We start from the raw sequence: 26,806 nt of genomic DNA on the forward strand, positions 1-26,806 counted from the left end.
TCCGAGGGAGAGGGTCCGAAGTGGCTGGAGAGACCGCGTCGCCGCTGGTGAGTGCCGTTGAACTCGACGCGATGCTGCGTGAGGGAGGCGTCGCCGTGCTCGACGCGACGGTTCATTTTCCTCCCGCGCGATTTGACGGCGACTACCGCCCGGAATCCGGGTACGGCGGCTGGGTCTCCTCGCACATCCCGGGTTCGCGACATGTCGACCTCATGGACGTCTTCTCCGAAAGGGAAGCGGCGCTGCATTTCACACGCCCGTCAACGGAGCAGTTGGTTTCCGATCTCCAATCCAGTGGTATCGAGCCGGGCGCGACAATCGTGATCTACGACCAGGGATCGACCACCTGGGCATCACGGCTCTGGTGGGTGTTTCGCAACGCCGGCATCGAAGCAAGAGTTCTCGACGGTGGCCTCGCCGAATGGACTCGACGCGGCTTCGCGCTCGCGAGCGGCGACGACGAAACCCACACGTCGGCGTCGACGCGTTGGAGCGTGACGGATCTGGGTCTGTGGGTCGATTTACCTCGCGTTGCGTCGCTGTCCAGCGGAGGCGAAGCCGGAACGCTGGTGTGCGCTCTCGCGCCTGAGCAGTACGAGGGAACCGAGAAGACGCGATACTCGCGACGCGGACACATTCCGTCAAGCGTGAATCTGTCCGCGAAGAGTCTTCTCGACTCCGACTCCCGGATGCTTCCGATCGAGAAAGTCTTGTCGAAATCGGCCGACGTTCTACCAACCGCCACCGGCCCTGTCGTGATCTATTGCGGTGGCGGAGTTTCGGCGTGTTTGACCGCACTTGCGCTGATCCGCAGCGGCCACGCGGACGTCAAAGTCTACGACGGTTCGTTAGAGGAATGGACTGCAGATCCGGTTTTGCCGATGGTTGTCGGCAGTGAGCCCGGTGGCGCGAATCCGGATGTGCGATGTCCGCGGTCCTGAATCGCCGCAGTCCCCAAATACCTCCCGTCCTGAAGGAATTCTCATGTCTGACACTGTCTCTGTCGAAACCGTCGCGTCGGCGATCGACGCACTCCGCGATCAGGTACCGCTCGTCCAGTCGCTGACGAACATCGTTTCGGCGAACTTCTTGACCAATGTTCTGCTCGCTGCCGGCGCAAGCAACGCTCACATCGACAACGTTCATGAAGTGGGTGGGTTCGCTGCCGTCGCCGGGGGAGTGCTCGTCAACCTCGGAACGCCGGACGACGGGACAGCCGAAGCCTTCCTGATTGCCGCAGAAGCGGCCCGAACTGCCGGTACGCCATGGGTTTTGGATCCAGTCGGTGTCGGCGGACTACCCTGGCGGAGCGGTATTGCTGTGGATCTGCTGCGCTTTCACCCCAGCGCCATCCGCGGGAACGCATCGGAGATCATCGCTCTGGCCGGACTCGGCGGTGACACCCGCGGCGTCGACAGTGCCTCCGACTCCGCCGACGCAGTGCCCGCCGCTCTGTCACTCCTGAAGCATGCGGATGCCGTGTCGGCATCAGGCCCGGTCGACTACATCGTCGGCCGCGATGGTGGCGGCGACGTTCGGGGCATCCGAGTCTCCGGTGGCAGCGCTCTGTTGCCGCGCGTGACCAGTACCGGTTGCTCTCTGGGAGGCCTGGTCGCTGCCTACCTCGCCGTTACGCCGACCGCGCTGGACGGATTGGTTGCCGCGCATACGCATGTTGCCGTGGCATCGGAGATCGCCGAGGAAAAAGCCTCAGGTCCTGGTTCTTTCGCGGTCGCGTACCTCGACGCGCTCTACACCGTGAGTGCGGACACCATCCGCTCACGTGCCCGAATCGAATCGTTCGACCTGCCGGCTGGAGTGCAGAACTGATGGGCGTCAAGACATTCTGGTATCTCACCCAGGCCGACGGGGACTACCCGTGGAGCCCCGGCGGGCTGTTCCCCGTGGACGGGGCCAGGCAGATCGAGCTCGCGAAGACCATCGACGACGGCGGATTCGAAGGTGCGCTTGTTGCCACCTGGCCGAACGATCCGTTCATTTCGGCGACGTGGGCGGCAGCGCACACCGTGCGCATGAAGTTCCTCGTCGCCGTCTACGCGAACATGACGCCGGCGCGACTGCTGGCGGAGAAGGCATTGACTTTCGACGCCTTCAGCGGTGGCCGACTGTTGATCAACTCGGTCAACGGACGCGAGAACATCCTGACCAAGTACGACATGAACGTGCCCCACGACGACCGTTACGAGTTGGGGGAGCAGTACTGGGCGGACTTCCGCCGCATCTACGCCGAAGGCACGGAGTCGAACTTTCCCAACACACCACTGCGTATCGATGCGCCCGCTGGGCATCAGGTTCCGCTGTGGGGTACCGGTGATTCGCCTGCAGGCCTGGCGAATTCAGGCAAGGTGCTCGACACCTATCTGGCGATGTTGCGCGAGACTTCGTTCATCGAAGACAAATTCTCTGCCGCACGAGCGGCGGCGGAGGCAGCCGGGCGCGAGTTCACCGACTTCGGTGCGCTGACCGGTGTGATCGTTCGCCCCACCAAGGCGCAGGCGCACGACCGGTTCCGTTCGTTGTTCGAGAAGACGGGCGTCGAGCAGATCGCTCATGTCTTGGACAACGCAGTGCGTCGTCGTACTCAGGGGAAGCAAGACCTCAAGACTTTCACCGCTCGCGACGCACAGCGGCAGGGCTGGGCGGACAAGATTGCTTCCGGCCGACTTCCGGAACCGGAGGAGTTGTACGTCGGTGACGGGCTGTACGCGGGTATCACAGCGTGGTCGCCTCTCGACATCTTCGGCACCGGGTCATCGGCGGTGTACTACGTCGGCGATCCGGATTCGATCACGGACTCGGTACGCACGCTTCGCGGCCGAACCGGTTTGACTGCACTGATCCTGGCAGGTTGGCCGCTGATCGAGGAAGCGAAGTGGGTTGCGGAGCATCTTGTTCCGCGATTCGACGAACTCAGCTGACTTCGCGCCGCAAGACAGTGGTACCGAGACCCAAAGTGTCGCGGAGAAATGCTGCGGCAGTGCCGATTTCATCGGCAGTGCAGTCGAGAAGGATCTTGACTTCCACGTCCTTCTTGTCGATGTCGGCAATAACGGCCATGGCAACAACGCCGTTGCCGACGGCAGAGCCTCGGAACAGATCGATCCCGTCGCCGTCCGCGCTGACGGTCCCGTCGAGATAGCCGTAATCGAGCGGATAAATCGCAGCGGGGTAACGCGGGTGTGCCGACCCTCGGGGGCGATCGATCACGACAGTTGACGTGGCAGCCAGGTGATCGAGGGCGGAGAACAGGTCTTCGCTCATCGTTATCGGTGCTCGCGCAGTAGCTGAGTCGGTGTCAGGCCTGTCAGCGCTCGCGTATCGCGCGCGAGGTGGGCTTGGTCGGCGTAGCCGGCGCGACCGGCCAGCGACGACAGCGTGAGATTTGCATCGCGGCTGAGAGTCAACACGTCCTGGATACGTTGCACTTTCTGAATCAGTTTGGGGGACAGCCCGACCGCCGACGTGATCGATCGTCTGAAATGACGTTCGGAAACACCGAGGTCTGCAGCGATCTCTCGTATCGGCGTCGAAGGGGAGCAGATGAGCGCGGAGTAACCACGCTCGATTCCGTGGTCGGGTTCCAGTCCACGCCACAACTGGCCCAGTAGGTGAGCGTCGACTGCCTCGTGGCTAAGGGCGTCGGCAAGTACCCGCGCTTGTCTGGAAGTGAGGATGTCGTCGAAGGCGATCTTCGAATCCTGCACCGCGTCGGCCGCTGTGCCGAGCAGGCTCCGCAGAGCCGGCGGATTGATCCGGATGCCCCACATGGTTGTACCCGCGGCGACCGAAACCAGATCGGCACCGGTTGCAGGTCCGACGAGCCACGACTTTCCGGTGCTGTCGACGATGAAGTCTGCGCAGAGATCGGGAAGAATCCGCTTTGCTTCCGTGGGCGCATGGGGGTCGGTAGTGCTTTTCCACGTGCAACTGAAGAGGCCGGCCGAACCTGTGATCCGAGTCTCGACATAGGTGTGGCCGTTTTGTTCAAGACTCGACGCTACCGTCCGACTACCGTCAAGAGCGAGGGTGTCAGTGCCGGTCATCAGATCATCGTCACACACTCGCCGATCACTTCTCGACCCGAAACAGGAGAAATACCGTGTCCGTCTCTCCGAGACTCGATCTCGTCGGAATCGTCACCAACGATCTCGCGCGTTCCCTCGCGTTCTACCGAACCCTCGGGCTCGACATTCCGGAAACACCCGCTGACGCTCCACACGTGGAGTTCACTTTCGACAGTGGGCTTCGGCTGGCCTGGGACGCGCTGTCCACCATCGCGAGCTTCGATCCTGACTTCGTTGTCGGGGAAGGTCGACACCCCGTCGCTTTGGCCTTCGATTTCGGGACACCCGCTGCAGTCGACGAGGCGTATCAGCGCATCACAGCCGACTTCCCCGGACATAAAGAGCCATTTGATGCCGTGTGGGGCCAGCGCTACGCCGTTCTTCTCGATCCCGACGGCAATACCGTGGATCTCTTTGCCGCGCTCTGATGTCGAACGACGCAGGCCCCGACCGAAATTCGGTCGGGGCCTGCGATTGTCGGTGATCGAGTCGTTGTCAGTTCACCAAGCGTTGAGGGTGTCGAGGATCTGGCCTCGGGCCTTCCACAGTTCCGCGCCCCAGTACGGCCACGAGTGAGTGCCGTTGGCCGGGAAGCTGTACGTTGCCGGAATTCCCAGGGAGTTCATGCGCAGCTGGAATGCCCGTGAGTTCATCAGGGCAAGGGCTTCGAGGCCGATGGCGCTACCGGTATTCACGAAGTCGACGGGACGACGCGGTTGATCGAACTGCCCGGGTAGGCCGCTCGCGGCGGAGATGTACAGAGAGAGCCCAGCCAGTTCGGGTGCAAACACGAAGGGGTCGTTGCGGAGCCAAGCGGGGTTCCATGGCGGTCCCCACATGGCATCGACATTGAAGGACCCTGCGCTGACCATGGCCACGCGGATTGCTTCACGCATGCCTGGAGCTGAGATGTTGAGGTATCCCGAGAGCGATCCGGCGAACTTGAACTGATCGCGGTGATAGGCGGCGAGCGTCAGTGCCGCGCTGCCACCCATGGACAATCCGAGCACACCGTTGTTGGTTCGGGAGACGCCGCGCGATTCCAGATAGGCGGGAAGTTCCTGGGTGAGGAAGGTTTCCCATTTGTACGTGACCGGCTGGCGATTCAAATTGCTGTTCGCATACCAGTCGGAGTAAAAGCTGGACTGCCCGCCGACCGGCATGACCAGGGTGACGTTGTCGCCGCGATACTGCTCGAGAGCGTTGGTCTCGAAACTCCATGCGTTTCGGTCGTCGCGTGCTCGTAGACCGTCGAGAAGATAGAGCGCCGCGTTGCCGCCGCGCGAAGCCCACTGGATCTGAACCTTGATCGGCCCCATCGAGGAGTCGACGAACACTTCCTCGTATCCACCGGCCGGGGCGGTGCGCGCGGGCGCTGCGGTCGCTACTGATCCGCTGATCAGGCCTGCGGTCAGGGGGAGTGCGAGTGCTGTCGCGGCGAGGCCGAGGATCCGACGCTTGATTCGTTTCGAAATGCGGTTTCTCGAAATATCCGGGTTCGAAATATCTGGGTTCTTCGCCAAATCTGTGTGAGCCTCGTGCATGTATCACTCCCGCCCCAAAGGTGCTTGCACACCGAAATCCGACCGAGCCCCCCGAGGCACGGAATTCCTGATGACACTAAGTGGTCTGTAATGACGTCGACGGCTCCGTTACCGTTTCGTTATCAAACTGGTCTGATTTGGGTAGTGCCGTCAGGCGTCGTCGACCGGAGGTTGCGCGTCGATTTGCCACCCTCCACGAATCAGGTGTTCACGTACCCGGGCGACGTCCGATTCGTGCGGAATATCGTCGGTGACCTTGGTGATGAGGACGCCGATGTCGATCGGATCGACCGAACCGGGAAAGTCGATCGGATCGACCGAACCGGGAAAGTCGATCGGATCGACCGAACCGGGAAAGTCGATCGGATCGACCGGAACCGGAAAGTCGGCGACGAGATCGTCGGCAAGAACGGCGATCTCGTCGTCGGACAGCTGTCGCCGGAGCAGGGCCATCAAAGGGACGTAGTCCTGCTCCGGCACGCCGTTCGGATACCCGGCACGGAGCCAGCCGAGTATCGAAGCCAGAAGTGGTGGAAGACTCAACGAATCGAGCTTCAGTCGTTGTCGAGATCAGCGAGGGGCCACCCGGCGGCGGCCAGGACGGAGGCAACGCGCGCGATGTCCTCGTCCGAGGGAGTCTGGCTCGTGAGATCGGCGATCTGAGCGCTGATCTCGTCGCTAGAGATCACCTGGTCGCTGTTGACGTCGCTCAGTTCTGCGAGTGCAGCGCCGATGGCAATGTCTCGAATTTGCGCGTCCGAGAGCTTGCGTCGTAGCAATGCGACCAGCGGAATGCGGTCCTTGGGCGGTATGCCTTCGGGGTAGCCGGCGCGAAGCCATTCCAGAATGGACTGAGGAAGGGATGGAGTCGGTGCAGTCACGGTGATGTCTTTCCGCTCGTGAGGGCGCACGGGATCAGAAGATCTCGATGCCGAATGTGTGGCTGAGGAAGCCCTGCATGATGAAGAGGATTCCGGTGACGATCGCGATGAGCACTACCGCGAAGCACACCACTGCGCCTGCCACGGCCAACGGACTGCGAGCCGCGACGGCAGTGCTCCCGCCGCCACTGCCACGTTGCCCGGCGTCGAGGGACTTCAGTCCGATTGCGAAGATCGCCGGAAGTCCGGCGCCAAGCAGGAGGCCGACAAGCACGACCTGCCAGAGCGAGTCGACGGTGTTTTTCAAGATATCCATGTCGATTCCCTCTTTCAGGCTTTGACGTCGGTGGTGACGCGGGCATCCGGACCGGGGACCTCTGCAGGCACCAGGCCGCCGTCCCACTCGGCGTTGACGTTGCTCGGATCGATGGGCTCCTTGCGGGAGCGCAGGTACATCCAACCGGCCAATGCGATGAGCACAGCGAAGACGACCAGGACACCGGGCAGGCCGCCGACGATGTTGGCCAGTCCCCAGCACAGAGCGCCGACGATCGCAGCGGACGGGAGAGTGATCAACCAGGCGACCGCCATACGTCCGGCGACGCCCCAACGAACCTCGGCGCCCTTGCGTCCCAGACCGGTTCCCATGATGGAACCCGTCGCCACATGGGTGGTCGAGAGTGGAAGACCGAGGTGGCTGGAGGTGAGAATGATGGCAGCAGAAGATGCTTCGGCCGCCATGCCCTGCGGCGCGGCGATCTCGACCAGGCCCTTGCCGAGTGTGCGGATGACTCGCCACCCGCCGAGGTAGGTTCCGGCAGCGATCGCGAGTGCGCAGGTGAGCTTGACCCAGAACGGCATGTCCGCGTCGGCGGAGATGGTTCCATGGGCAACCAAGGCGAGGAAGATGACGCCCATTGTCTTCTGAGCGTCGTTGGTGCCGTGGGCGAGGGAAACGAGTGAAGCCGAACCGATCTGGCCGAGTCGGAAACCCTTGTCCTTGGTTTCCTCACCGACGTTGGAGGTGATGCGGTAGATGAGCCAGGTTCCGGCCGCTGCAACCAAGCCGGCTACGACGGGAGCGAGAACTGCGGGGATGACAACCTTGCTGAGCACGCCGCTCCAGGCGACACCGCTCATTCCGAGGGACGCGATGGCGGCGCCGATCAGGCCGCCGAACAGTGCGTGTGAGGAACTCGAGGGGATGCCGAGCAACCACGTTGCCAGGTTCCAGATGATGCCGCCGACAAGGCCGGCGAAGACGATGGTGAGCAGCGCTTGGCCACCCACATTTCCGAGGTTCACCACGCCCTTGGCCACGGTGGCAGCAACCTCTACCGAGAGGAAAGCTCCGACCAGGTTCAAGGAAGCAGACAGAGCGACTGCCACCTTGGGCTTGAGGGCGCCGGTTGCAATCGACGTGGCCATAGCGTTGCCAGTGTCATGAAAACCGTTGGTGAAGTCGAACCCCAGAGCGGTTACGACGACGACGAGGAGAACGATGAGTTCCGCATTCACGAGAAGTCATGTTCCAACACCTGCGGGCCACAAATCGACCTGAGACGTGGTCGTTCCGCGACATTTCCATCACTCGGCACCTGTTGTTCATCTTCGTCCGGATAATTGTCCGTTTCGAAACGCGTGAGGCATAGAAAGTTCATTCGTGTGCATGGTCGTGGAGTTTGTGGAGGCATACGCCAATTGCCGGACGGACGTATCGGGTTCTGGACTTCCTCGAAATCGGGTAAGGCCAAGCGGCTGCGGAACAACCCACGCGTCACCGTCGTGCCGTGCGACAACCACGGAAAGGTTGCCGACGGCTCTTCGCGTGTTGCCGGGACCGCTCACTTGGTGAGCGGCGGACCTGAATTCGACGAGATCCGCCGCAAAGTGAAAGCGAAATACGGTGTGATGGTGCCTATTTCGAAATCCTTCAACACCCTCGGTCACATCGGTAATGGTCCGTTCCCGTACGGCGACAACGGCGTGATCATTTCCGTCGATGCGTAGTCGGGATTGCGCAGCGGAGTAGCCTGAAAGTATGGAACCCACGACCGGGCGCCTCTGCCTGACGGTTCCACGAATCCTCCGTTAAGGAGCCTCGTCATGGCGCACATCAGCACTCTCGACTATGCAATGGAAGCGCCGCAGCGCCATGTCGGGCAACCTTTCCCGTCGCCGACGCGGACTCCGAGGTTCCTGCTTCGTGGTCAAGGTGCCGTCAAGGCATCGGTAGACGGCGCGTGGTTCCCATGGACCACCAACGTCACGGCGGAGCTTCACGATCTGATATCCGCACTTTCGCTGAGGTTGGGGCCGATCGCGCGGGTTGCGTTCGACTGGAACACGATCAGCAGCGCGCAGCGTCGTATCGACGAGGTCGACGGACTGGAAGTGCGGGGTCCGTACCCTGGCCAGCCTCACGATTTGATGTATCTCGACGACATCTATGGTCGTCAACTCGTTCTGATGATGATTCCGCCGTACACGGATCCGGACCGTGCGTACGAGATCATGCGGCGGTTGGTTGATCCTGGCCGTAGCGAAACCTATCGGGTGCAGTGAGATCTTTTCTGACGTGCGGGGTCGAATCTTTCGATTCCTGAACATGCGTCCAGTTTGTCTGGTTTGATGGTTCTCGTAACCACAATCTCAGGCGCATTCCTTCAGGTCAGCGCTTGGGCGCGGCAGCTTGACTCCCTGCCGTGTCGTCGGTCCGGCATGTCCACCACCCTCCCACTGTGCGTGAGCGCCGGATCGAATGAAGCCCCGCCCTCCCCACGGGGGTGGGGCTTCAACTTTGTTCGGGCTGACCGGCGTTCGCATTTCCCGAATCCGCCGGGTCGTTCGGAAGTTCGGGACGCCGTGGTCCGTAGCATCGCCACTGTGAACATTTCTCTACTCGGTGCGGCGGGGCTTCAGGACTGCGCCGACAGTGGAATGGACTGTATGGACGGATTTGGGGCGTTCGTTCTTCTGTACGTCGGCGGATTCACTCTCGCCTTGATATGGATTTCCGTGTGCCTTGTCGGAACGGCCGATGTGGTTTCCGTGTCCCGGCGAATTGGTGTGTGGCGAGCAGTCGCCTTCTTTTTCGGGATTTGGCTTGTGCCCATCGCCGGGTTGAGTGCATGGCTTGTTTTCCGACGCTCTCGTTAAACTCGCGAAAGTGGAGTCGGAGAGGTAGACGCGCTTCCGGAGCCCGGTAACTTGTTGGATCCGAGGCGATTTGAAATGTGGCGAGAGGCTCTTGTCGATGCAGCAGGCGACAACGTCCATCCAGGCCATGCCGGAACTGGTTGGGCCTGGGCCAACTGGCAGTGGGTGGTCGGGACCGCCCGCTACGGCCGAGTGGATCTGCTCGGCATCGACGAACTCGGTTACATGGAACTCGACAAACGAGGCGCCGAGCTGCTTTTTCAGGTGTTGACCGAACGGGAGGAAAAGAACTCCGTCGCCATCGCCTCCAACGCGTCGTTCTCCGGCTGGACGACAACGTTCACCGAACCACGACTTTGCGCCGCCATCGTGGATCGGCTCACCTTGCGGCGGCAACATCATCGAAACCGCCACCGACTCTTACCGACTCGTCCACATCCGAGCTCAGCAATCCGCTTGATACACACAAGGTGGGTCCGGATCACGCCCCCTATCGGACTTGAATGAGACTGACATTTTCACTGAGACCCGCACCTAGCCTTGAAACTATGTGGCATCCTGCCGCTCCAGCCAGTTCAAGATCGCTTGGTTGGTCTCTTCGGGTCTTTCTTGCTGGATCCAGTGACCGCAGTCGAGATTGACTACTTCCACATTGGGCACGAACTCTGTCAGGTTCTCAGCCCTCACGATCGCGTCACGGTTGCCGTAGATCATGAGTGCGGGCTGTTGGATAATCGGGTCCACCTCCGCCAGCAAATGCCAGTTGCGGTCAAGGTTCCTGTACCAGTTCACACTGCCCGTGAATCCTGTCGATTCGAAGGCGGAGACGAAAACGGCCAATTCGCTATCGCTCATCAGAGGCTCACCGAGTGGTGTCTCTGCTCTGGCGAGATCGATCAGCGCCATACCCGGCTGAGGCTCCCTGAGGGGTTCGTTCTTCCGGTACAGGTTGCGGAGGAACCGGAAGGTGTTGTCTTCGAACACCGCGTCCGCGACGCCCGGCTGTCGATTGAAATGGACGAAGTAGAAATCACCGCCAAGCACGGCTTCCATGAACTCAATCCAGGGCTGCTCTCCGCGATCCTGGTAGGGCAGGCTCAGGTTGATCACTTTGTTTACCCGGTCCGGGTGCAACAGGGTAAGGCCCCACACGACAAAGGCACCCCAATCGTGACCGACAAAGGTGGCATCGTCGTAGCCGTAGTGATCGAGAAGTGCGATGAGATCACCCGCCAAATGTTCGATGTCATAGTCCGTCACTTCGGTCGGGCGTGATGAATTGCCGTAGCCGCGTTGGTTCGGGACGATGACGTGGTAGCCCGCCTCGGCAAGGGCGGGCACCTGGTATCGCCAGGAATAGGCGTGCTCTGGCCATCCGTGACACAACACGATGGGTTTCCCGGCATTGTCTCGCCCTGCTTCGAAGACTTCGAGTTCCACGCCGTTGACTTGGATGAGGACGGGCCTGGGGAAGTCGGATGGATTCACGGATGCTCCTTTGATTTGAGTACCGATCTCGTGTCTGGATCGACCGGTTGCTCCGACGATAGGGAGCATCGTGGACACATAAAGTCCTAGATCGCTGGCAATCTGAAGAAATGCGGAACGATCCCACAGGCCGAGCACTGCAATTGCTCTCGCTCCTTCAGACCCATCGCTTCTGGCACTGTGCCGAACTTGCCGCACGACTCGATGTCACGCAGCGGACGGTGCGCCGCGACATCGATCGGCTACGCGACCTCGGTTATCCGGTCGATTCCACGTCCGGAAAGTACGGGGGCTACCGACTTGCAACGGGGGCGCACGTGCCGCCCCTGATCCTCGACGATGACGAGTCCGTGGCGGTAGCCGTCGGACTGCGCTACGCCGCCGAGGCCGCCATCGGAGGCATCGAAGAAACATCGCTGCGCGCGCTGACCAAGATCGAAGCACTCCTGCCCCATCGACTACGCCGACGTGTGTCGGCACTGCATTCGAGCGTCAGTTCCATGCGGCGGGCAGATGACGACATCGTCGACCCCGAAGCACTCAGTGTGCTCGCTGCGGCATGTCGCGACCACGAGCACGTTCGTTTCGACTACCGGCGAGGTGACGGCGAGAGCAGCAGACGGCTCGTCGAGCCGCACCGCCTTGTCACGGCGGGACGTCGTTGGTACCTCGTAGCATGGGACCACCATCGTGCGGATTGGCGAACATTTCGACTGGACCGGCTCTCGGAGCCCTGGCTGGCAGGCAGTCATTTCACGCCACGCGAGATCCCGGGCGGTGACGCGGCAGCCTTCGTCGCGAGATCAGTCGGCTCGCCACCCCGTCACCACGATGCAAAACTCGCCATCGAAGCTACGTTCGCCGACCTCGAGGGCGTACTCAGATGGATAGACCACACACCGATCGAGGTGGCAGCGGACGGCTGCCTTGTCGAGATCCGCAGCGAAGATCTCGGCAGGCTCGCCATGACGGTTGCGCGCATTGCGCTCACCGCCCCAGTGGTCGTCATCGAACCAACCGAGCTTGCCGACACCGTCAGTCGGCTCGCCCTTCACCTCAGGGTCTCGCCACCATGACAGTCAGAAGAGGATTGTGCGACAGAACCATTCATGTCCAGGTTGCCGCGGGGACGTGTTCCCCACGCAGGCCCCTCGTCTATCGAGACACGTATCCGTTCCCCTGTGAGCTTGGAGAGTAAGTGACCAATTCGAAATCATCGCCGGCTTCCATCCACCCCCCGACGTGGAAGTTCGACTACCCGATCATCCACGCCGAGACTCGGGAACAGTGGCGAACTTGGCTGACGGACAATCACACGTCAGGCCGAGGTGTGTGGTTGTGCTCCTGGCGCACCACCACCAACCGACCACGCTGCCCCTACCCTCAGGCCGTTGAGGAAGCCATCTGCTTTGGTTGGATCGATTCCACCAACACCATCCTCGACGAAGAGCGCAATTTGCAACTGTTCACGCCTCGTAGACGCAAGAGTTCCTGGACCCGTCTCAACCGCGAACGCGCAGCTGATATGGAAGCGCGTGGCCTTATGACCGCTGCTGGTCGCGGTGCAATTGCTGCCGCGAAATCCACTGGTTGGTGGACGATTCTCGACCAAGTCGAAGACCTCGAGGAACCATCTGACTTGCAGGCGGCGCTGGACCTGGACCCGCAAGCTCGAAGCAACTGGGACAGTTTTCCGCCCAGCGCCCGCAAACAGATGCTGTGGTGGATAGTCTGTGCCGCTCGAGACGCAACACGGGCAGGTCGAATCGCCCATATCGTCAACAATGCGGCCATCGGCGAACGTGCTCGCGGCTGATCCGCGATTCGACCGCGTCCGGTATGAAGGCCGGTCATCATCTCTCCGAGGGGTTTCCCTCGGACCGAAACAAGTCCACCCGCCCCGCAGAAGCGGGACGGGTGGACTCGGTACTCGCAGGTCTGACTTACGTCAGGATGCGGATCACACGTCGTAGTAGAGCTCGGACTGCGTTCTCGATGTTTGCCGTTGTTGACATTGGTTGGTGAAACGAATCTACCTGCAGATATGCCGTTGATGGTGTTGGTATGACCTGGGCGGTTTCGGATCTACTGCGTACTCTCTGCGTACCGAAGAGCTGCCTCAGCTCTTACGGGCCCATGTACTTGACGATGGGTATCTTCGAAACGACGATCGTAGTTCCAGCCGCCTCGCAGGCTCGAGATACTGCAGCCGAGTCCGTGTTGAATGATTCCGCAGCCGACTTACTCGTCAGGAGTTCCGTCGTGTCAGTCGGGATCCCCTCCACCAGAGAATTGATGCGCGCCTTGATATCACTGTCTGTCGTGGCGAGGCCCGCCGAATCCATAGACTCAACGGCTTCAGTCTTCGCTGCCGTGAACTGCTCGAGCGTCAAGGCCTTCTTACCGTCGATTCCGTAGCCGACGAGTTCCCTCTGCGCGCTCGCAAAGTTGGTGCAAGCTTCTGCATGGTTGTTGTCTGCCTTGTCGTCGCTCCCACAACCTGCGAGGAGTAGAGCGCCGGCACCGAGTACAGCCACGAGTGTCTTGTTCATCAGCAATGCATACCAGACCGGTCGGACGGAGAGATTCCCAATGAACCTCCCCCCGCTCGGTGCGTGACGAAAAACGTCACGCCCCGGCCGTGGTCATAATGACCACGACTGAACCGTGACGAAAAACGTCACAACTGATTCGGATCAGAATTACTGCTGATCAATTTGTGGGATCCCACAACACGCGGCGCCAACTGTGGCGGGACGCCCATGGTTGCCATCTACATGATGTCTATACCGCTGATCGCAGGCCGTACTTCAACTACGGCCAGGTCGGGGCGCTTGCAGGATCCCACACCAGGGCTGTTCATGCGGCTTACAAACGCCTGGCAACTTGGTTCGACAGCCATGCTGGTCGAGCCGTCCGGACTGGACCGGACCCCCGACTGGACGTTCTTCGTGACTTCGCGAAGAAGGGTACTCACTACCGAGTTAGCCCTTGGGTGTCGATGTCGCGGTTGACCTGATGTCGATTCAACCGACACCAACCCGAGGAAGCGCACTAGATCGCGCCCATCACTCGAGCAGGTGACCGTACCCACTCCGAGCGAGACTGCGCCTCAAAGACTCGGAAGCCGAATGATCTCGAAGCCATACCTCAATGCCATGCTCTTGCTCGATCGAGAATTCCCGAGACAAATCTCAACCGATTTACCAGAGACGAGACAAACCGAGGCGCCGGCAACAGGAGAATCGGGAGCCGCGAACACGCTCCCCCAGAGTCGAGCATTGCTCATCGGGATTCACACGAGAGTTGCCGAGTGCGCCGACCGGAAACTTTCGGCGATTCCGGAATGGCATTTCACGATTGGGGAGCTCTCGACCAGCGCTTTCGCGCCTTCTCCGACGGCTCTCGGCAAAGGGGTGGGGGTGGACCTAAAACGAACGATTCACGCGGCACCGCGGGGGAGGGGAGTAAGACCCGCGGAGGGTTCAAACATTTTGCGAATCGCTCGAGCTAGCCTTCCGCATGACCAAAATCAAGATTGAGATCACGCTTGAGATCGACGAGGCTGAGTGGATGCAACGTCAGCATGTCGACATCGACGAGGTGCGGAGCTCGGTGCAATACAGGATCCACGAATTAGTCAGTGATTACATCTCGGGCGGAGATTTCGGTTTCGTGAGCAGGTCGACCCACACGCATCCGAAGCCCCGGCCATTGGGTCGAGGTCGTTAGACAACGACTTCTATCGTTGACGAGCCCTCTCAGCCTTCGCTTTCTTCAATCGGGAGCAGCGCACGGAGCTCTTTCGCATGCCGGAACGGCATTCCGCATGCCAAGGAGTACGTAACAATAAAGTCCGCGTCGAAGCCCTCACCGAGAAGTTCGTCGATGATCGGTGTTGCTTGGCGCATAGCGTACGCGTCTCGTTTCGAGAACCCTTTGTAGCCGGCGCGATTCAACTTGTCGAAAAGTGCGTCTTTTTCTGCGCTAACTCCTGGATGGTGTTGACCCGTTAGGACATTGAAGGCTCGGGTTGCCGCGGCAAAGCCGTCGAGGGTGGGACGGTGGAAGGAGACCAACCCAAGGACATGTCCAGCAGCTCTAGAAGCCGCGATCTCAAGCTCCTCATCACCTGGACCGTATGCCAGCACTGGTCCGCCACGGACTGTCGAGCGCCGATTTCGATGCGTGACAATGTTGCCGTTTGAGCTGTAAGCACGGACGTTCGGATCCTGGCGGGCGTCATTGACAAGGCACACGACGATCGAGCGTTCATTCCATGAACTTGTGTTTTCGTGTAGCCAATCTATGACCGGCACGGCGGAATCATCCAGTGCAATGTCATGCAGCCAGGGTATCCACGCAACGGTCAATTCTGGCCTCTTACTCATTGAGCCAGTATGTCAGCGACTTACCCGCGGTGGATTCGTTTCGATTGGTTTCGAGGTTGGCCCCAGGGTGGTCAGTAGTGACCACCCTGGGGGGCTCAGTAGTGAGCGGCCTTTGCCGAGCGGCTTTCGACGCCAAGGTCTGTTCGGAGGTGCGAACTCTTAGATCGGCTGTGTCGTCCAGGTCCTGCCGAAAGCGGCGATGCCCGTCTCCGTGGTCCCGACCTCGACCAGGCCACCTGATCCGACGTGCTTGCGGATGTCGGTCAGCCATAGGCGGTCCAGGTCCGAGTCAGGCAGGTGATCGGGATTGTCGACCCGCACGGTCGATACCTCATCACCGATCAGGATTGTCAGGTCGAGCCATGCGCGCTCGTTGACGTCCTTCTTGATGTGCGGGCCGAAGCGGCTGTCGAGGACGGATGCCATTGCCATGGTCTTGCTCCTTGCGTTCGTGGTGGTGGTCATTCGACGCCCCAGCTGCCGGCGTCGTGTGCTGCCGAGTTCACGGAGCCGGGTGCGTTGCCGAACCCTGGCTGTCCGCCGAACCCCGCAGTGAGGTCACTCTCTGACTGTCCTTCCAGGAGTGCAGCTGCGAAGTCCTTGCCGAGTCGGTCACTGCGACTCTTTGCCGATTCCTCAACCTCACTGGGCTGACGCAACTCCGGCGGTTCTGCTCCGTAGATTTCGAAGTGTGCTGAATCCCAGTCGATTCCTGCTCGATCCGTCGGCGTTCCGGGACTGTCGATAGTCGGGTCGAGATTCCAGAGTTCGGCCACCTCGTCTCGGTAATCGGTGGTGTCGGCGTACGCGTTCACTACGTCGGGCCAACGATTTTCCATTGCCACGTTGACTACTGCTCGAACGAGGAAGGTGTCTCCGGAGTTGATGGCGCGGTTGACCATCTCCAGTGCCTTCTGTTCGTTTCGGTAGAACGACTGAGGGTCGTCGGTGTAGTTGGTGGGAGTCAGTGCTCGAGCGCGGTCTTCAGCATCTCGCCAGGCGATCATGTCGGATCCGGTGAGATTGTTGATCGGTGGACCCCAGACCTTTCGCTCCAAGGTCTGTCGGTGGGCCTTCCTCTGCCACTCGTGCTTGCCCTTTAATTCGGACAGCGCCTCGGTGGTGTCGGCGTGCAGTGCCTTGATCTTCCGCGCCTTTGCGCGGTCGTTCAGATCCGGCTCCGATCGAATGCTGTCGAGCTGTACTCGGTAGGTCTCGGTGACCTTTTCAGCCTTGGCTTTGTAGTCGATAGGCATGGTGTGTCCTCTCTCGGTGGTTGTTAGAAACGGGATCCGGCACCAAGTGCGCGGGTGTTTTCGATCTGGCGGATGCGACGTGCGTTCTCTTCGACGTCGCGGGTGGTGAAGTTGTAGACGCTGGTCGGCTTGTCTGCGACCTTCATCAGTCGGTCGACTTGTGCGGTGAGTGCGCTGATGTCGGCGCTGCTTCCGTCGCCGCCTTGGCTGGCTCCTCGCATAAGGGCGAAGTCTCGGGAGAGGTTCAGCCGCTCGTCTGCTGTGAGCATCCATTCCTCGGCTCCTGAGAGGTTCAGGGCGGCGGTTCCGTGTGGGACGGGTCCGCCGTTGTCTCGCAACACTGTCGGGACGTTCAGGGCTTCAGCTAGACGCTTCTGCCAGTCGTCTCCGACCTGAGCGAGCATGTTCTGCCAGCCGGGAACTCCGGGTGTGGTCGGCAGCTGACCCTGAATCTCGGCCGTCGAGAACGTCGGGGAAGCAGCAGGAGTCGACTCGGGCTTCTTACCCATCAGCCCCTCCCAGTCCGTTGTCATCCAATGCGATTCGGTGACCTGCGACGGGAACTGTTCGAGGATGGCGCCGGCCACGATTCCGCCGACGTCCGATCCGAATTGCTTGAACCGGTCGTTGAGCGAGAACGTCTTACCGTCCTTGGCTTCCTTCGCGTCCTTGCGGGCTTGCTCGAGTCGGTTCTGCGCCGTGTAGACCGCGATATCGGCCTTTTCCTTGTCCAAAGACGTCGAGGTGGCATCGGCGTAGGTCTTGTCTCGGGACAGTTGAGCGTCGAGTACGGAAATCTCGGCATTGCGGATCCCGATCGCGTCCTCGGTCATTGCCCCTGTCAGGGCAGGTGCGGGAGCGATCGACGTTGCTGAGCCGGCTCCGTCTCGCTTCTGTTCGAGTTCCTTGACCTTGAGTTCTGCGCGTTGGACTTTCAGGTCTGCCTGCTGCCGGTCGGCGTCGCTCTTCTTGTCGTTGGCGTAGACGGCGTCTCGGTCCTCCTGAGCCTGGACGATTGCCACGCGAGCCGATTCGAGCGCGAGGGCGTCCTTCTCGGTCCAGGGATTGGTCGACGCCCCTGCGGTGTATGAGGCTCCCCCGGAGAGTGCCATCTGCACGGCCGGATTGAGCATGGTGTCAGGAAGGAAGAATTGGCGAGAGAACTGTGCGTCGTCGTACCCGGCTGCACTGCCACCGAAGGTGGATCCTGCATTGCTGCCGCCATTTTCGACGTCAACCCGGGAACCATCTTTCATGAACAACGTGCCCGCCATATGCTCCTGGCTCACACCGATCCGGAAGTGCCCCTCACTTCCTCCAGGTTGCATACCCTGCAGGTCGCCGCCAAGGATCGAGTAAGTCGTCCACAGTCGGCGAGGCTGCTGCCCCATGCCCGTTGCCGCAATATGGGACATGTACATCGAGCAGTCCCACGGGCCGTAGTTGTAGCCGATCCCAGCCTTGGCCCGGGCGAAGTTGATCATGTTATCGAGACCGTCAGAGCCAATGGCTCCGCCGTCTGCGAACTTCCCGACCTTGCCCTGCGACAACGCTTCTCGGAAGCGATACACCCCTGCCTGGCCACCGAGGTTGTCGACGTCCGTGGTGGTGAGAACGTGCTCGCCCGGCATACCGAGGATCGGTACCGAGTCTTTGCCGGGGATACCACCCTCGATGGGTCCGCCGAGAGCGCGCTCAGCTGCACCGAATACCCCGAACGGGAGAGGCGCCGAGAATGCAGGCGTCGGTACTGTCAGTTGAACGCCCTTGAGGTTGTCCAACGTCGTTTGGAAATATCCGAGCTTTGCGCGAGCGTCAGTGTCGTCGACGTCGATGTACGTACTCTTGCTTGGAGGAATCAGATTGAACTGGGTAATCAGTGCCGCAACAGCCTGCTCGGACCAGCCGAGATTCAACAACGTCTGCTGGAGGGCATCAATCTCGCGCTGAGATGCGGCTTCTGCAGCCGCAGCCGCGTCCTCGTGGGACTTCCCCTGTTGGATTGCCGATTGATAAGCAGCGTTGGCTACTCCATCGAATCCTGACATGACATTCTTCAGTTCGGAGTACAGTCGCGACCCTGCCGCGGTCGAGGTATCGATATTGCCGGCTGCATCAACTACGCCAGTGCCGGCTTCGCGTGCCGCCTCTCCGAATCCCCGCATAGCGTCGTTGATCGCTTGTTGAGCATCCTTGGTGGACAACTGATCTCCGCGAAGCTTTGCTAAGCCGCCGTTGAGGATGTCGATCTTCGAGGCTGCCCCGCCCGTGGATTCACCGAAGGCCCGCATCGTGCTCGACATCGTGCCCAGAGCTGTTGCGGTACCTGATGCGTCGATAAATCCTGCGGATAGATCAAGACGGCGCTGGGACTCGGCCAGCTTCCGAGCTTCCTCGTCGAGCTTCTTGAAGTCCGCCAACGCATTCGCCGCTTCATTGGCCTTGTCTTTTGCGCCGCCGATGTTGAAGAGCGATCCCAGGGCGGAGGATGCGAACCCTTCGGACCCCTTACCGACGCGCTGCTTGTTCACCTCGGCTTCGATCCGGGCTTGATCCTCGAGAACCTTCAAGGTTGCCTGCATTTCGGAGCGGGATCCTGCGAGGCCCTTCGCCGCTACGCCACCGGAGACTCCTACCGCTTCGAGGTATTCGACCAGGGAACGTCCGGTGCCTGCGAGCTTCGAACTCTCCAACGCATTCGCCGCTGCGCGTTGAGTGGTGGCGTTAAGGGCGCCATTGGACTCGTAGAGAGCCTTGCCGAGTTCTTCGGCGGACTGCTTGAGCATCCGATTGTGCTCGGCGGCCTTGCGCTGGTTGGCCGAATAGATCGAGAGTGCTGCAATCGCGGCGCCGATACCGATCATCCACGGTCCACCGACCGCGGATAGTAGATTTCCGCCCATGGTCTTGAGTCCGGTCCCGGCTGCGGCCAACGTACCGATTGCTGTACCGAATCGCTGGGCTCCGGTCGAGGCGGTCACGAATGATTGGCCGATCCGGGAGAGGCTTCCTTGTCCGGTGGCGAGAACCTGCATCGAGCCCGCGAAGCGTCCGACTCCTGCGCCGGCCTGGCCGGAGAGCGTGGTGAATGCTCGGAAGTTTCCGCCCGCCGTCTGGAGTGAGGTACCGAGAGTTCGGACTGTGCCCGGTAGGCCCTGGATTCGAGTTCCGAGTCCGTGTGCGGCGGTGGCCATCCTGCCCATACCGTCAGTACTTCGGGCCATGAATGCAGACGTGGCCATCGAGGCGACCTTGAGGGCAACGAGTCCGACCGCAACGGATTGGATGGGGCCCGGGAGAGCTCCGAACGCTCCGGCCGCGGTGGCGACAACACTGACGAGCGGCTGAATGGCATTGAAGGTGGTCGACACGACCCCCGTTGTGAGACTGAGGGTTCCTTGGAGGGTGTCGACGACGCTGCCAGACTCCATTGCACCTTCGGCGATGGACTTGAGTCCGTTGCCGACGCTGACGCCCATCTCGGCGAGGGATCGTCCTGTGCTGACGACGTTGTTGAAAGCGCCTTCGAGCATCGGCAGGTTGGTCAGGGATCCGCCGATGACCTCGTTCATTCCGACGAGAACGCCACCCGAATTGTCGAGCGCGATAGCGAACTGATCCATGGCGCCATCAGCGATTCCGACGACCGTGTTTCCGAAGCTGGTCAGAGGCCCGTCGATGAGTTCGAAGAGTTGGAGCTGGAAGCGCTCCGATGCATTGCCGGCGCGCTCGAATACTCCAGGCAGTCCCTGGTTCTGTGCTCCCGCGAGTTCGAGTGCTCCGCCTGCTCGGCCGACCGACTCGGCCATTGTGTCCCAGTTGCCGGCACCCTCGGACGCCATTGCCGAGGCAGCGCGCACGGCGTCTGTTCCGAATGCCGTTGCCGCAGCCGAGGCGAACTGCTCCTGCGTCATGTTCTGCTGAGCGTCGGCGAGCTGCTCGGTGATGGTGCGAAGTCCGACGAAATTTCCTGCGGCGTCGAATGCGCTGATGCCCAGGTCTTCAAGGGCTCCGGCCTGGACCTTGCTCGGTGAGGCCAGGGAAACAAGCATCGTCTTCAGGGAGGTTCCGGCGTCACTGCCGGCCATGCCGTTGTTGGCGAACAAGCCGAGCGCGGTGGAGGTGTCCTGCAATGAGATTCCGAGGCTGTGTGCGACGAGTCCCGATTGTGAGAGCCCCATTGCGAAGTCGGTGATTTCACCGCTCGCGGCGTTGGAGACGTTTGCGAGGGTGTCTGCTACGAGTGTTGCGTCCTTGGCTTCGAGGCCAAAGGTGTTCAGTGCCTGGGACTGGATCTCGGAGGCTTCGGCTGCCTCGATCTGCGCGGCTGCGGCGAGTGCGAGACTGCCCTTCGCGGCGTCCATCGACTGCTCAACGGAGAGGCCACCTTTGGACAACTCAGTCATTGCAGCGGCGGCATCGTTAGCGGAAGTGCCGGACAACTCGATGTCGTTACCGAGTTCCATGGCCTTCTTCTTGACCGCATCCATCTGCGCGCCGGTGGCCTGGGAGACGCCCGACATCTCATTCAGTGTCCGGGTGAACTCGACGCCTGTATCAATCACTGACTGGAAACTGATGGCTACGCCGGCAACTGCGGCTACTCCAGCCAGCTTGCCGGCGAAGCTCGAGGCGGCCTCACCTGCTGACTCGAGACCGCTCTCGAACTCCTCGTTGAATGGTCCGAGGTCTGCTGCGACCTCGACATCGATTCTTCCGCCTGCCATGCCATGTCCCGTCGTCACTTCGATAAGTGGCCGCGGTTCAGCGTGGATGAGCCTTCCGGTAATCCATCACCGTTGCGCGATCAAATGAAAGTGAGCGCCCGAAAAACCTTTTGGCTCCGAGTACCTCGGCTAGGCGTTGCGCCTGCCGGACAGATACTCCCAAAATGGTTGCAGCCGTTGCGGTGCTGATCCAGATCTGCTCTATATCAGATTCTTTCACAATCGGCGTGACTAATGCCTGTTCATGTCGCTCAAGCGACATCGAGTCGTTCTTCCGGAGTTCTGTCATGGCTTCGTCGAGCGCCTGCAACAGATCTCGGGTCGTGGGGCTGGGTGAGATCCCATCGCACCGAGACGAATCCCTAACCGCTTTGAAGACCAGGGCCCGACACTGAACCAGCGCCGGGCCCTGAAGCAGTACAACGCCTCCCGAGCGATGAATGCCGGGGTCAGTCGACATCGCGCCGCATGTACTCGAAGACAGCGGTTTTCACGTTCGAGTCGATGACATCGACAATCTGACTCGGCGACTGCCCCATGTCGTTCAACTTCCGCACGAGAGGATCGAACCCGAAGTTCATCAGCAACGCGATCAGGTGACTCGCCGTCGCGCTCCACTGCACGGTGCCGACCTTCTTCTCCGCCGCATTCAGAAGATCGACAACCTTGTTCGGATCCTGTGTCGCGTCGAGGACGTCTTGGAACAATTCCCATGCGTGCGCACGAACTTCGTTGAAGTCGGTTACCCCGTCGGGGAGTCCTTGGTCGTCGAGATGGAACCTCGTATCGGCCGCGTTGTCAGTCATGTTTCCTGCTTTCAGTTGAATGTTCGGTGGCGTCGACCAATTCGTTCGCGAGTCGGATCGCCTGCCTTGGGGTGAGCACGACGCCGATTCCGGTGCGCCCGAGATCGACTCGAATCCGCTTGTTGCTGTTGCGGGCTACCGTGAGCCCTCCCTCGACGTCCAGGATGAGCCTTGCCATCAGTTAGCCCGCCTTTGCGATCTCGGGACGTGCGAGCGAGTCAGGGCACTCGGCAGAGTGCACGCACCTCCGGCACAACCCACGTGCATAGTTCTTGTCGTCGCGGGATGCTTTGCCGTCCACGATGTCGTCGAACAACTCCCTATTCGTTCGACACCTGGCCTCAGGAAGATTGGGTCGATTGTCAAGAATCTCCGCAAGGAGAGACAGCGCCCCGGGTTCCTTCCGCGAGCCGGACCGAGTTCTCTGCGCGGTCATGCGGACCGGACCTTGTTCAGGACACATTCGAGGTGTCTGACGATGCCCGCGGGGAGTCGTTCATTGCACTCGGGGCACAGTCTGATCAGTGACGGGGTTCCGGTCCTTCGGTGGGGAATTTCCCCAGTCGGCTCATTCACGGGAGTGTGAGCCGACTGCAATTTCGCTCCAGTTGGCTCATCGGGTTTGCGCAGGTCAGCTCCAGTTGGCTCAGTTGGCTCAGTCAGCTCATGTGAAAGGGTTGGATGGTCCGGCTGAGCCGGCTGCACTGGCAGTGACCAGACCGACGTTCGAGGGAACCCTTCGAAGGCGTAAACGACCCCGAGTTTCTTCGCCGCGCGCTTGATGGTCGGTTCCGAGATGCCCTTCTTTCGGGCGTCGTCCTTGACCTGTTTTGCGGTCCGTTTGCCTTGCTCGGTGAGGTAGTCCTCGAGCCATGCCTCGGCTTCGGATCGGTCATCCAGGTCACTGTCGTCGGCGCCCTGAAGTAACTCTCGGGCGTCTCGTGTGGATTCGCCGAGCCATTCGATCCGTCCGACTTCTGCGTCACCATCTTCGGTGGGAATTGTGGTGGATACGATCTGCGCTTCCATCGACCGCGTTCTCGGTGCGAGATTACCTTTGGTGTTGGTCACCACCAGGTGCCCACTGTCCTCGTCGAGCGCTACGGAGAGAACCGAGCGCGCAACTTGCGACCATGCGATCGAGCCGAGGATCAACTTGCCGGTATCTGCCCCGTCGCGCTTACCGAAGTGACACAGGCCGAAGACGACACAGTCACGTCGTGCAGCCAACTGTGCCAATGGTTCGAGATACTGACGAACCGCTCGATCGTCCTTGCCCGACAACTCCGCCGACATGCTTGACGTGGCGGCATCGAGCACCACTATGGCCATGTCGTATTTCGTGACCAAGTCTTCGAGAGCGAGCGTGTCGAGCGGCAAGATCAGCGTTCCAGAGTCACTCATCTCCGTCTGCACGTCAACGAAGAAAACCCGGTCCATGTCCGCGCCGGCCGCTTTCAGCCGCGGTGCGACGGTGAACTCCCTGGAGTCCTCGGTATGGACGTAGAGGACATTCCGAGGCGTGCCGAACAGTTCTCCTTCGAGTGCTCCGCGGGTGATTGCCGCGCAGATACTGCCCGCAATCGTCGACTTACCCAACCCCTCACGCCCTGCAAGCAGGGTCAGTGAGCCGGTGGGGATCCAGTCGGGCATGATCCAGGTGACTCGTCGGGTCTGAACCTCCGAGCCTCGCGTGACCTTGAGTCTGCGGCCCCGACCGACGCTCATGTCGAGCGGCTGAAACTCATTGAGCCCATAACCAGCAGCGACATGATCGGCAGCGTCCTTGCCCTGCGCTGCGTGAACGACGACGACCCCGTTTGCGAGCGGTTCGAGGATCTCGTAGACCTGCTGGGCGTGCTTGTCGCCAGGTGCATCGTTGTCGGCCACGATGATCACTACGTGACCCGTCAGTGGAGTCCAGTCGAATCGATTGGCCTTGCCAGCGCCCATCGCGGAGCACACTGCAACTGCGCCTACCGATTCCAGTGCATGGACGTCCTTCTCGCCCTCGACCACGTAGACCGGTGATCCGGTCTGATGCTGGTCGAGCCGCTCGACGCGGTAGAGCGCAGTGCCGGAAGTGTTCCCAGCCTGCCGAAACTTCTTGGTTGGGGACCGATGGACGGTGCGGCCGTCGCCGTAGGAGTACGTCACCCCTTTCGGATCATCGAACAGGGCCGCTGTCGTGAGTCCAACCGCAGCAAGAACCTGCTCTTTTTCGTCGGCGTGGCTATTCATCAGGACTTGGCCGGAAATCTGCCGGAAGGTGACAGATCGATCGCTGTCGGAGTGTCCGGGAGCCTGCGCTGATGCGCTGTCGCCGTTGTCCTTCCAGATGAGACCGTTCTCTTGCCACTTGCCCCGAAGGACATCGAGCGCAGTCATGCAGCACCGCCGTTGGCCATCGGCTTTGCGGCCTTCGCTGTACGGCGCCAGACGCGAGCCGGGGAATCCCAGTCCCCGGGGATCGCTCGGGGTCCGTAGGAATGGAACTCGACATAGCCCTTGCGATTCAGTTCGCGAATCAGAGCGCCGAGACGTGACGGCTTGTCATCTGCATAACCAGGTAGATCCTCCGCGAGCTGAGCGGCGGTGAACTCTGTGCCAGTGGGCATTCCATCCAGCCGCTGCAATGCAAGCGGCCAGAGGTCGGGGTGCGCTGCAAGCAACGCATTATCAGGTCCGTAGGGGATAGAATTACGTGGAGGCATTTGGGCGTGCTTTCTCGAGGGTGAAACGGGGCTGGTCTTCCGAGCTGGAGGGCCAGCCCCGTTTCGTGTGTCAACCAGGAATTCCGCGCCAGGCGTTGTTAACGGATCGAATATTTTTAGGGTGCGTGTGCTGGATTCGGTTGCATCAGAGCGCCTCTCGAATCTCTGCGGCCGTGCGGATCTCGGACTCGTCGCGGACGAGAGTGCGAATCTCTTCGCCTTCTGCTTCGCCAAGGGTGAGAGCGAGTTCGGTGATGAGATCTACCGACTCCGCAATCGAGAGCGTGAGGTTCAAGTCATGGGCGAACCGAATGTTGACCTGATTGCGCTCTGTAAGAGCAACTTCCAAAGGCTCTATCGTCGTGCTGGTATGTGTCACGTGTGCCATCTCAAGCCACCTGCTCATGCTCGATCAGTGGTGCCTGCTCAGTCATCCGCTTCAGGCGGGACGCGTACTGGACACGCTCGAAATCAGTCGCAGCCCGGATTGCCATCGCAACTTCATCGCGGGAATCGACTCTGATCGCTATTACCGAGTACCAATAGGACGCTCGGGCGTTCCGAACACGCTTCCAACCCGTTGCCTTGTACATCTTCTCGGCGGAACGGAAAGACACTTCCGCCGCGCCGAGCAGGCGAGCGAGTTCTTTCGGCGAGGTGTCCTCGAACGGCCAAGCATGGATGTTGCCCGAGTCGTAGACGGCGATGGAACCGATCTCCTTCATCAGTAGACCGTCATCACTTCGGTAGTAAACAGCGCGATCTTGTTGCTCTCCGAGGACGATTCCGAGCGCTCGCAAGTCGTCAGCAGTGCTCGGATCTACGGACGGGCATAGAAACCAGGTAGTCATCAGGCCACCTCCGTAAATCCGGCGCCGTGGCTGAAGCGGACAATCAGAGCGGAATCGGCCAGCACCGCCGACAGTTCCTCTGCCTCATCGAACGACAGACGGAGAGAGGGGTTCTCATCTCCGGGAAGCGTGACCTCGATACCACCGTTCTCGGTGACTGCAACGGAGACTTCCTGCTTGCGTCCGAGGTTGTCTCGGTGAGATCCAACTCTCACTTCCGCGCTGAAAACGCTGGGTTGTACAATGGTGGTCACTGAATCTCCTTCGTAAGGGTTGGGGTTCTGGACGGCATCGGTCGCAATTGGGACTGCCATCCCGCGGTCGATGCCGTATCTGTGCATTTGGTGTACGCGCAACGCGATCAAGCTTCGAGGCGTTCGATGTACTCGCAGAGTGCCGCTTCCGACACAAGACGACGCTTGCCGATCGTGACGCTCCTGATCGCGCCAGACTTGATCAATCCAAAGAGCGTTGTCCTGCCAATTCCAAGTCGATCCAGAGCCTCTGGGATGGTATGGAGACGTGCCTGCTGTTTTGACATTTGATCCTCTTTCATCGGTTTGATTACTGGCATGGAGTCATCGGTCGGTCGCCACCTATCGCGCGACGCCGCCGCGTACGTGGTTGGTTTCCTGCGCTGCCAGCCATTCGTTCAGCTTCGAGAGTTTGTAAACGACCCTCGCCGGCCCCATGACCATCGACTCGGGTCCAGCATTGATGTGGCGCCAGTACCTCAAGGTCGCTGTGGGAACGCCCGTTAGGTCGCTCACGTGCTTGGTGGTCAGGTACTTCTCGGTGGGCGCTGCGATGGGGGAGTGGATGTCTGGCATGTCGAAACTCCTGTTGGATTGATTGGCGTGCAACGTAGTGATGGGGTCTTCATCACTACGTTGTTTCTACACCA

The 26,806-nt window shown here is 60.6% G+C and carries 31 protein-coding genes and 1 pseudogene; 9 read left to right on the forward strand and 23 right to left on the reverse strand.

What is annotated here, in order from left to right; translation table 11 throughout:
- The first annotated feature begins 20 nt into the window (after positions 1-20).
- Genes EEB12_RS26460 through EEB12_RS26470 form a run of 3 tightly spaced genes read left to right on the forward strand, consistent with a single transcriptional unit; the run spans position 21 to position 2,939 of the window.
- On the forward strand, positions 21-941 hold the full coding sequence (locus EEB12_RS26460; protein WP_084326252.1) for a sulfurtransferase: 921 nt from the start codon (positions 21-23) through the stop codon (positions 939-941).
- Between the two features lie 43 nt (positions 942-984).
- Positions 985-1,830: a hydroxyethylthiazole kinase gene (thiM, locus tag EEB12_RS26465; RefSeq protein WP_019748938.1), complete on the forward strand. Its 846-nt coding sequence runs from the start codon at positions 985-987 to the stop codon at positions 1,828-1,830.
- Positions 1,830-2,939, forward strand: coding sequence for an LLM class flavin-dependent oxidoreductase (locus EEB12_RS26470; protein WP_141488795.1), 1,110 nt, complete (start codon positions 1,830-1,832; stop codon positions 2,937-2,939). Before thiM ends, EEB12_RS26470 begins: the two co-directional genes overlap by 1 nt.
- Here EEB12_RS26470 and EEB12_RS26475 read toward each other — a convergent pair.
- Complete coding sequence (locus EEB12_RS26475) at positions 2,932-3,282, reverse strand: inorganic pyrophosphatase (RefSeq protein WP_019748936.1); 351 nt, start codon at positions 3,280-3,282, stop codon at positions 2,932-2,934. The two genes, EEB12_RS26470 and EEB12_RS26475, sit on opposite strands and share 8 nt — an antisense overlap.
- 2 nt (positions 3,283-3,284) lie before the next feature.
- Positions 3,285-4,064 (reverse strand): helix-turn-helix transcriptional regulator, encoded by a 780-nt coding sequence (locus EEB12_RS26480; RefSeq protein WP_258537389.1) that lies wholly within the window; start codon positions 4,062-4,064, stop codon positions 3,285-3,287.
- A 56-nt stretch (positions 4,065-4,120) separates the two neighbouring features.
- Here EEB12_RS26480 and EEB12_RS26485 point away from each other — a divergent pair, with 56 nt between their 5' ends.
- Complete coding sequence (locus EEB12_RS26485) at positions 4,121-4,513, forward strand: VOC family protein (protein ID WP_019748934.1); 393 nt, start codon at positions 4,121-4,123, stop codon at positions 4,511-4,513.
- 72 nt (positions 4,514-4,585) lie between these two features.
- On the opposite strand, the gene EEB12_RS26490 is transcribed toward EEB12_RS26485, so the two are convergent.
- From EEB12_RS26490 to EEB12_RS26510, 5 genes are all read right to left on the reverse strand, one after another.
- Entirely contained in the window at positions 4,586-5,629 is a 1,044-nt protein-coding gene (locus tag EEB12_RS26490) for an alpha/beta hydrolase (RefSeq protein WP_019748933.1), read from the reverse strand.
- A 150-nt stretch (positions 5,630-5,779) separates the two neighbouring features.
- Positions 5,780-6,172, reverse strand: coding sequence for a DUF3349 domain-containing protein (locus EEB12_RS26495; protein WP_141488797.1), 393 nt, complete (start codon positions 6,170-6,172; stop codon positions 5,780-5,782).
- An 11-nt stretch (positions 6,173-6,183) separates the two neighbouring features.
- Positions 6,184-6,510 (reverse strand): DUF3349 domain-containing protein, encoded by a 327-nt coding sequence (locus EEB12_RS26500; protein WP_020908123.1) that lies wholly within the window; start codon positions 6,508-6,510, stop codon positions 6,184-6,186.
- A gap of 34 nt (positions 6,511-6,544) precedes the next feature.
- Complete coding sequence (locus EEB12_RS26505) at positions 6,545-6,826, reverse strand: hypothetical protein (protein WP_003941641.1); 282 nt, start codon at positions 6,824-6,826, stop codon at positions 6,545-6,547.
- Between the two features lie 14 nt (positions 6,827-6,840).
- Positions 6,841-8,028, reverse strand: coding sequence for an inorganic phosphate transporter (locus EEB12_RS26510; RefSeq protein WP_003941590.1), 1,188 nt, complete (start codon positions 8,026-8,028; stop codon positions 6,841-6,843).
- A gap of 183 nt (positions 8,029-8,211) precedes the next feature.
- Between EEB12_RS26510 and EEB12_RS26515 the strand changes: the two genes are divergently transcribed.
- The 3 genes and pseudogenes from EEB12_RS26515 to EEB12_RS26530 all read left to right on the forward strand — a co-directional run.
- A complete protein-coding gene (locus EEB12_RS26515) occupies positions 8,212-8,520 on the forward strand; it encodes a pyridoxamine 5'-phosphate oxidase family protein (RefSeq protein WP_141488798.1) in 309 nt (102 codons plus the stop codon).
- 96 nt (positions 8,521-8,616) lie between these two features.
- Positions 8,617-9,075, forward strand: a complete 459-nt coding sequence (locus tag EEB12_RS26520; protein WP_003941615.1) for a DUF5994 family protein — start codon at positions 8,617-8,619, stop codon at positions 9,073-9,075.
- Positions 9,076-9,846: 771 nt separating this feature from the next.
- Positions 9,847-10,129, forward strand: a pseudogene (locus EEB12_RS26530) (ATP-binding protein); the annotation flags it as partial.
- 86 nt (positions 10,130-10,215) lie between these two features.
- On the opposite strand, the gene EEB12_RS26535 reads toward EEB12_RS26530, so the two are convergent.
- Entirely contained in the window at positions 10,216-11,157 is a 942-nt protein-coding gene (locus EEB12_RS26535; RefSeq protein WP_141488799.1) for an alpha/beta fold hydrolase, read from the reverse strand.
- A gap of 110 nt (positions 11,158-11,267) precedes the next feature.
- Between EEB12_RS26535 and EEB12_RS26540 the strand changes: the two genes are divergently transcribed.
- Complete coding sequence (locus EEB12_RS26540) at positions 11,268-12,233, forward strand: helix-turn-helix transcriptional regulator (protein WP_141488800.1); 966 nt, start codon at positions 11,268-11,270, stop codon at positions 12,231-12,233.
- Positions 12,234-12,355: 122 nt separating this feature from the next.
- Complete coding sequence (locus tag EEB12_RS26545) at positions 12,356-12,973, forward strand: YdeI/OmpD-associated family protein (protein WP_021334216.1); 618 nt, start codon at positions 12,356-12,358, stop codon at positions 12,971-12,973.
- Positions 12,974-13,283: 310 nt separating this feature from the next.
- On the opposite strand, the gene EEB12_RS26550 is transcribed toward EEB12_RS26545, so the two are convergent.
- From EEB12_RS26550 to EEB12_RS26620, 15 genes are all read right to left on the reverse strand, one after another.
- On the reverse strand, positions 13,284-13,709 hold the full coding sequence (locus EEB12_RS26550; RefSeq protein ID WP_141488801.1) for a hypothetical protein: 426 nt from the start codon (positions 13,707-13,709) through the stop codon (positions 13,284-13,286).
- A gap of 1,209 nt (positions 13,710-14,918) precedes the next feature.
- A complete protein-coding gene (locus tag EEB12_RS26555; RefSeq protein ID WP_141488802.1) occupies positions 14,919-15,548 on the reverse strand; it encodes a hypothetical protein in 630 nt (209 codons plus the stop codon).
- 159 nt (positions 15,549-15,707) lie between these two features.
- Positions 15,708-15,980, reverse strand: coding sequence for a hypothetical protein (locus EEB12_RS26560; RefSeq protein WP_141488803.1), 273 nt, complete (start codon positions 15,978-15,980; stop codon positions 15,708-15,710).
- 29 nt (positions 15,981-16,009) lie between these two features.
- Positions 16,010-16,804 carry a hypothetical protein gene (locus EEB12_RS26565; RefSeq protein WP_141488804.1) on the reverse strand — a complete coding sequence of 265 codons (795 nt, stop codon included), beginning with the start codon at positions 16,802-16,804 and terminating at the stop codon, positions 16,010-16,012.
- Positions 16,805-16,827: 23 nt separating this feature from the next.
- Positions 16,828-21,531 (reverse strand): phage tail tape measure protein, encoded by a 4,704-nt coding sequence (locus tag EEB12_RS26570; protein ID WP_141488805.1) that lies wholly within the window; start codon positions 21,529-21,531, stop codon positions 16,828-16,830.
- A gap of 37 nt (positions 21,532-21,568) precedes the next feature.
- Positions 21,569-21,841, reverse strand: a complete 273-nt coding sequence (locus EEB12_RS26575; protein ID WP_141488806.1) for a hypothetical protein — start codon at positions 21,839-21,841, stop codon at positions 21,569-21,571.
- A gap of 139 nt (positions 21,842-21,980) precedes the next feature.
- The gene (locus tag EEB12_RS26580) at positions 21,981-22,337 is read right to left on the reverse strand and encodes a hypothetical protein (RefSeq protein WP_141488807.1); all 357 of its coding nucleotides are present in this window, start codon (positions 22,335-22,337) and stop codon (positions 21,981-21,983) included.
- The gene (locus EEB12_RS26585; protein WP_141488808.1) at positions 22,330-22,515 is read right to left on the reverse strand and encodes a hypothetical protein; all 186 of its coding nucleotides are present in this window, start codon (positions 22,513-22,515) and stop codon (positions 22,330-22,332) included. Before EEB12_RS26585 ends, EEB12_RS26580 begins: the two co-directional genes overlap by 8 nt.
- A 254-nt stretch (positions 22,516-22,769) precedes the next feature.
- On the reverse strand, positions 22,770-24,725 hold the full coding sequence (locus EEB12_RS26590; RefSeq protein ID WP_141488809.1) for an AAA family ATPase: 1,956 nt from the start codon (positions 24,723-24,725) through the stop codon (positions 22,770-22,772).
- Positions 24,722-24,955 (reverse strand): hypothetical protein, encoded by a 234-nt coding sequence (locus tag EEB12_RS26595; protein WP_141488810.1) that lies wholly within the window; start codon positions 24,953-24,955, stop codon positions 24,722-24,724. Before EEB12_RS26595 ends, EEB12_RS26590 begins: the two co-directional genes overlap by 4 nt.
- A gap of 241 nt (positions 24,956-25,196) precedes the next feature.
- Positions 25,197-25,439, reverse strand: a complete 243-nt coding sequence (locus EEB12_RS26600) for a hypothetical protein (RefSeq protein ID WP_141488811.1) — start codon at positions 25,437-25,439, stop codon at positions 25,197-25,199.
- A 1-nt stretch (position 25,440) separates the two neighbouring features.
- Positions 25,441-25,902, reverse strand: coding sequence for a hypothetical protein (locus tag EEB12_RS26605; protein WP_141488812.1), 462 nt, complete (start codon positions 25,900-25,902; stop codon positions 25,441-25,443).
- Complete coding sequence (locus EEB12_RS26610) at positions 25,902-26,156, reverse strand: hypothetical protein (RefSeq protein ID WP_141488813.1); 255 nt, start codon at positions 26,154-26,156, stop codon at positions 25,902-25,904. Before EEB12_RS26610 ends, EEB12_RS26605 begins: the two co-directional genes overlap by 1 nt.
- Positions 26,157-26,263: 107 nt before the next feature.
- Complete coding sequence (locus tag EEB12_RS26615; protein ID WP_315985411.1) at positions 26,264-26,476, reverse strand: helix-turn-helix domain-containing protein; 213 nt, start codon at positions 26,474-26,476, stop codon at positions 26,264-26,266.
- A gap of 22 nt (positions 26,477-26,498) precedes the next feature.
- Positions 26,499-26,732 carry a helix-turn-helix transcriptional regulator gene (locus tag EEB12_RS26620; protein ID WP_141488814.1) on the reverse strand — a complete coding sequence of 78 codons (234 nt, stop codon included), beginning with the start codon at positions 26,730-26,732 and terminating at the stop codon, positions 26,499-26,501.
- Between the last annotated feature and the right edge of the window lie 74 nt (positions 26,733-26,806).

It is taken from the genome of Rhodococcus sp. WS1 (genome assembly GCF_003797745.1).
GTDB classification, from domain to species: Bacteria; Actinomycetota; Actinomycetes; order Mycobacteriales; family Mycobacteriaceae; genus Rhodococcus_F; species Rhodococcus_F erythropolis.